Source organism: Microcoleus sp., assembly GCF_049646505.1.
In the GTDB taxonomy this organism is placed as follows: domain Bacteria; phylum Cyanobacteriota; class Cyanobacteriia; order Cyanobacteriales; family Microcoleaceae; genus Microcoleus.
Map to the genome: position 1 here is coordinate 1 of NZ_JBARVX010000540.1, position 4,291 is coordinate 4,291.

Consider the following 4,291-nt stretch of genomic DNA (forward strand, 5'->3'; position numbering starts at 1 on the left):
CTTCAACTATGAAAATTTTAACTGACTGGGGTTTCACGCGCGAAGGCTGGCGCAACAACAGCCGCGGCGAATATTTAGTATTGCTGCAAGGCGCATTGCTAGCAGGATTTGCCATTTTACCAGTTTATCAACTGCCGGGATTCAAAATACAATCAACTCAATTAATTTATGTTACCTGGTTTCTGGCAGCTATGCTCGGTTTGGGTGCACTAATTTTAATCGTCAAAGGATTGATAGACTTAGGAAAAAACCTCACACCTTTACCCTATCCCATAGAAAATGGAGAATTAATCCAAACAGGCATTTACGGAATTGTGAGGCATCCGTTATACAGCGGTTTAATTTTAGGTGCTTTCGGCTGGACAATTTTTCAAATGAGCATATCGCACTTAATCGCCACCGCAATTTTAATCGTATTTTTTGACATCAAAGCCAACCGGGAAGAAACTTGGTTGAGTGAAAAATATCCAGACTATTCAGATTACCAGCAGCAAGTCAAAAAACTAATTCCGGGCATTTATTAAAATAACCCCTTTCAATCTGCGTTAATCCGCGCAAATCCGCTTCAATCTGCGGTAAAAAAAAATGAATTCTCACAAAAAAACACACATCAGACTGCTAGCATTAATCCTATTTATATGCTTGTTGTCAACAACAATTAATGGGTGTAGCTTTTTTATTGCAGCAACAAAACCCTTTAAACTTCCCGCCTCAGCCAAGCAAGAACCCTGGCCAGTACAAACAGGCCTCCGAGTCAACATCCTCCGCGAAAACATCCCAACAGTTAACCGCATAGTTTTAGTACCAGACGAAGCCACATTCTTAGCAGCAATCCAAAAGTGGAATCTCAAAGGACACTGGCCGATTCTCATCGAAGACAAAAAATACACGCCGATGTTTGTGCAGCGCTTCCAACCCGAAGAAATCGTCCGTTTGCCGAGCATCAAACAGCAACTCCCAAAAAGTCAAAAACTGCAACAATTAATGCTCAACAGCGCAGCAGCAGCCTGGAATGCCACGGATACTCAAACCTTAAAAGCCAAATGGACTGAGCTTGGCTGGGAGCCGCCGGGAGTAGTAATCACATCAGAAAACGACCCCGCACGTACAGCAGCAGTTGCCTTAGCAGCAGCCCGCGGCGAACCTTTAGTATTTGTCGAAGGTAACTTCGGAAAACCCAACGATAACCTCAATGACGCACAGTGGAAAAATCTGCAAGCAGCGGTTACAAAAGCCGTCGAATCCACTGGATATTTTTACTCTCAACTCGGAGATCCGATCGACACAGTTACCATTGTACGCCAACTAGCAGTAAAATATCAATCGCCTCAAAACAAAGACGAACAATGGGCGGTTACTGACGGTTTGGGAAGGCATCCCAACGCCGAACGGTGGGCTGCTGTGGGTTGGATTTACGGTTCCGAAGTGCGATCGATCTATCAAGCCATGTGTGCCATATTTCTTGACAGCCAAACAGCCATGCTTTATGACAGCTACCCAAAAGAAGGAAATTGGGGAAAATATGAAATGGAGGAAGCGGCTAGCGGACTAAAAACTATAGGAATTAATGTCGAATTAGTGCAGCAACCAGAATCTAGCTTGGAAAGGTGGCGGACTTTAGCATCAATACCGTGGGCCTTTGACTTAATATTGATGAATTCTAAAGGCTATCCAAAATCATTTCAAGTCGGTAACGGCGATGCTTCAGTTGATGACATACCAAAACTCCAATTTCCCGCAGCAATCCACATGATTCACAGTTGGTCTGCAGCAGCCCCAGATGACACAAACACCGTTGCCGGCAGGTGGTTGCAAAATGGCGCTTACGCTTATGTTGGCAGTGTCAATGAACCTTTATTATCTGCATTTCTTCCACCTAAGATAATGGTCGATCGCCTAACACGAGGTGCGCCCTTTTTAATCGCAGCCCGCCAGCTAGAATCACCTCCCTGGAAAGTCGCCACCATTGGCGATCCGTTAATGTCGATCGCCAAACCCAGACCAAGAATCCCGCCCAGTCAACAACCGATATGATGTGGCGCGCGATCGATTTTAGCTTTGAGATTTGTGGTTTTAAGGTAGAATCTCACATCGCCAATTCTTCAATCGGAATGTTGTATTTCAATGAATTATACGATTTTACAAGTTCATGGATGCGATCGCCCGCTAGCGCCAACACTGTAAATATAGTTAATGAGCATTATTATCGCCAGAATCTATCTAAGTTTGAATGTAACTGAGAATTCGATCGCGCCCAATTTGCTGACTCTCATAATCGGTCGTTCCACCCCAGCCGCTGGCCGCCAAAATCTACCGTAAAATACGCCTTAATTAAGTTGTCAATTCCCATAAAATCACTCAAAATTAAGAAAAGAAATAAAATGTAATATTTATCTAACTTCTCACAGAAGAATTAACCCCTAAATGACAGCCACCCCTCCTGTGGATCTGCCGCCACCCGAGCCAACCGCAGAAACTCCCGAAGCCTCCCGCCTCAGCCCGCTGTTCACCCGCCTGCACCCCAGCCCCGAAACCCTCCTGCTCGTCCTCTCCCTAGTCATTGGGGGAGTTACGGGCGCGGGCGTCGTCACCTTTCACTATCTCATCCACTTCATCCACAGCCTGATGCTGGAAGACTTCATGGGGGCGATCGCCTCAAAAGGCCCTTGGACGCTAGCCTGCATTCCCACCCTGGGCGGAGTCATCATCGGGCTGATGCGCTGGCGGTTTCGGGATTTTGGCCCGAATATGTCATCGTTAATTGCAGCCACCCGCGGCCTGCAAGAACTCTCCCCCCTCAAACCCATCACTAAAATGGTGGCCGCCTCAGTATCCCTCGGCACCGGCGCATCCCTCGGCCCGGAAGCCCCCAGCGTCGAAATCGGCGCCAACTTCGGAATGCTGCTGGCTCAAGTCTTGCAGCTCTCCCCAGAACGGCAGCGCTTGCTCCTGGGCGCGGGAGCTGCAGCAGGTTTATCCGCCGGGTTTAACTCTCCCATCGCCGGAGTCTTTTTTGCCTTAGAAGTCGTGCTCGGCAGCACCTTCGCCACTTCGTCAGTCAGCGTTGTTTTGCTCTCTGCCGTAGTTTCGGCGCTGATCGCTCAAATTTGTTTGGGAGCTCAGCCGGCCTTTGCTTTGCCTGTCTACGATGTCCGCAGCCCCCTAGAACTGCCGCTGTACATGGGATTGGGACTTTTGGCAAGCGGAGTGTCCCTAGTCTACACCGAAGCAATTCAATTGGCCGATCGCTGTTTTCAAGGAAAAATCCGAGGATTTGGTTGGCTCGGACGACTGCCCCGCCCGTTTCATCCGATCCTCGGCGGTGCGATTGTCGGTTTAGTCGCCCTGCCATTTCCTCAAGTTTTGGGCGTAGGCTACGAAACAGTTGAAGCCATGCTCCAAGATGTGAAATTTTCCCTGCCTTTGCTGTTGTTGCTGCTATTCGTCAAACTGGCGGTGACTGGAATCAGCCTCGGCAGCGGTTTGGTAGGGGGGATATTCGCTCCGGCGATGTTTTTGGGAGCTTGTCTGGGTTCGGCTTACGGCATCTTTTTGGAAATGTTGCCGGCAATGAGCGATCGAGTTGCAGGCCCTGCAGCCTACGCAATGGTGGGAATGGCCGCCATCCTTGCCGGCAGCGCCAAAGCACCGCTGACAGCCATCTTGTTGATGTTTGAATTAACCCGCGATTACCGCATTGTCTTGCCTTTGATGGCTGCTGTCGGATTGAGCGTTTGGTTGGTGGAGTTTGTCAATCGCCGATCGACCACTCACAGCCTTAACCTGCACCAAATGGGCGTAGATGTTGCTATCAATAGCCCGATCGAAGCCAGAGAACAGTTGCAGGATTGGGAAGACGTTCTGGGCGATCGGATTGTCACAGAACTAATTTCTTGCCAGCTTCCCATTGACGGCGAACAGAGCAGCGAAGAGTCAGAATTGGCGATCGCCCACGCACATTTACCCGAAGATGTCAAGCCTTTGCCTGAAACAAAATCAGCAGCTTGACTGCTCTCAAATCCCCTAATCCGTCACAAAACTAATAACCAAAAACCTAAATATTACAGCCATGATATTTATCAACCCAAAACCGATTACGCCTTCAAAAAAATCTTCGGTTCATCAGAAAGCAAAGATATTCTGATTAGCTTTCTCAACGCCTTAATTTATGAAGGAAATCCCACAATTCAAGACTTAGAAATCATCAACCCAAATCTGCCGCCCAAACTTGAAGGCTTAAAAGATAGTTATCTGGATGTCAAAGCCCAACTTACTGACGGCACTTTAGTCA

Annotated in this window: 5 protein-coding genes; all 5 read left to right on the forward strand. The window is 48.1% G+C overall.

Annotated elements, in window-relative coordinates; translation table 11 throughout:
- Positions 1-524: methyltransferase family protein (locus tag WBA89_RS25490; RefSeq protein ID WP_424410355.1), on the forward strand; the 524-nt coding region annotated here is incomplete at its 5' end.
- A 61-nt stretch (positions 525-585) separates the two neighbouring features.
- Positions 586-2,034 (forward strand): hypothetical protein, encoded by a 1,449-nt coding sequence (locus WBA89_RS25495; protein WP_424410357.1) that lies wholly within the window; start codon positions 586-588, stop codon positions 2,032-2,034.
- Between the two features lie 159 nt (positions 2,035-2,193).
- Positions 2,194-2,319 carry a hypothetical protein gene (locus WBA89_RS25500; protein WP_424410358.1) on the forward strand — a complete coding sequence of 42 codons (126 nt, stop codon included), beginning with the start codon at positions 2,194-2,196 and terminating at the stop codon, positions 2,317-2,319.
- 105 nt (positions 2,320-2,424) lie between these two features.
- Positions 2,425-4,008: a chloride channel protein gene (locus WBA89_RS25505; protein ID WP_424410360.1), complete on the forward strand. Its 1,584-nt coding sequence runs from the start codon at positions 2,425-2,427 to the stop codon at positions 4,006-4,008.
- A 66-nt stretch (positions 4,009-4,074) separates the two neighbouring features.
- Positions 4,075-4,291 (forward strand): Rpn family recombination-promoting nuclease/putative transposase (locus WBA89_RS25510; protein ID WP_424410362.1); only part of this gene is annotated, 217 nt, incomplete at its 3' end.